1 protein-coding gene is annotated in these 1,186 nt (G+C 54.1%); it reads right to left on the bottom strand.

Annotated features, from left to right (window positions below; genetic code table 11):
• Positions 1–30: 30 nt before the first annotated feature.
• Positions 31–978, bottom strand: coding sequence for an IS110 family transposase (locus PMI01S_RS30740; RefSeq protein ID WP_084323910.1), 948 nt, complete (start codon positions 976–978; stop codon positions 31–33).
• Positions 979–1,186 lie beyond the last annotated feature (208 nt).

Below are 1,186 nucleotides of genomic sequence, written 5' to 3' on the forward strand. Positions count from 1 at the left end.
GTGGGAGATTCTATGGTTGAGGGGAACCCCTCAACTTGCTTTCGGCTGGTATTCGCTCTGCCCCTTCAGTAGTGCGAATACGACCCGAGCAAGTTTACGGGCCAGAATCACCAGTGCCTGAGTGGTGCTGAACCCTTTAGCTCGTTGCTCTTCATAAAAACCTTTCCAGGTTGCTGTTCGGCTGGCCGACATGGCTGCATTGTGCAAAAGTCGGCGCGCCTCCGGATCACCTCGTTTTGTCAGACTGCGGCGACCGTCCTTCTGTCCCGACTGTGAAACCCGTAAATCCATCCCCAAAAAAGCGATGAATGCGTCAGCGTTTTTAAACTCGCCCCGTTGAAACGCCGCGATCAGGCGAGCTCCAGTCAAAAAGCCTATGCCTTCAACTTTCATGCAGCGCCTTAGATGGGCAAGTAAACCGGCCTCTTTAAGGAGGTCGTTGATCATCTTCTCGACCAGCACTTCAAGCCTCTGCATTGAGGCTATTTGCTCGGCAAAAGCGGCTTTGAGCAGCGGCTCATTTGCCCAGCTCTGTACCAGGCCAACTCGTGCCTGAACCAGCGCGGCGCGCCGGCGGAAAAGGCTCAAGAGCTGACGATACAGCGGCGATGGTGGAGTCCATGGGTGAAGCTCTTCATATTCGTTTTTCAGATAACGGGCGAGCAGCTTTGCATCCAGCGCGTCGGTTTTGGCGCGAACCTTCACACCTTTGCGGTAGTGGCTTAGTTCATAGCCACCGACCATGTAAATCGTGCAGCCGGCATCATGAGCCAGATCGGCGAATTCCAAGTGATAGATATTGGTCGACTCAATTGCTACGTCGACCGGTGCCGGCAAGGCTTTCAGCCATTTCTTGATGGCTGGCTTGTTATTGGGAAGCGTCTCCAGCAGATCCAGTTCGGTCTGGTAGATCACCAGTTCATCTTTGGCGACATCCACGCCCACGATTGGCTTGGAAACAGAAACCGACATTGCCATTGAACACCCCCCGAGATATGGTTTTGAGCACTTGAAGGGCTCACCCAGAGGCGCAGGCTTGTTCCTATCGTCGGTCTAGCCAGATGCATTCTTTATCGGCGCTTGGGTGAAAGGAGGAGGGGCGAAATCTCCCACGGATCTGTACTGCGCCAACAGTCAGAATCGAGCCTTGTCCCTCCTCCTCCCTTCAAGTACCAGCATACAAGCG

The sequence above is a fragment of the Pseudomonas migulae NBRC 103157 genome (genome assembly GCF_002091715.1).
GTDB classification, from domain to species: Bacteria; Pseudomonadota; Gammaproteobacteria; order Pseudomonadales; family Pseudomonadaceae; genus Aquipseudomonas; species Aquipseudomonas migulae_A.

Excerpts from the sequence above, each read along its gene's own strand:
- PMI01S_RS30740 (WP_084323910.1), bottom strand. The coding sequence starts at position 978 with ATGGCAATGTCGGTTTCTGTTTCCAAGCCAATCGTGGGCGTGGATGTC.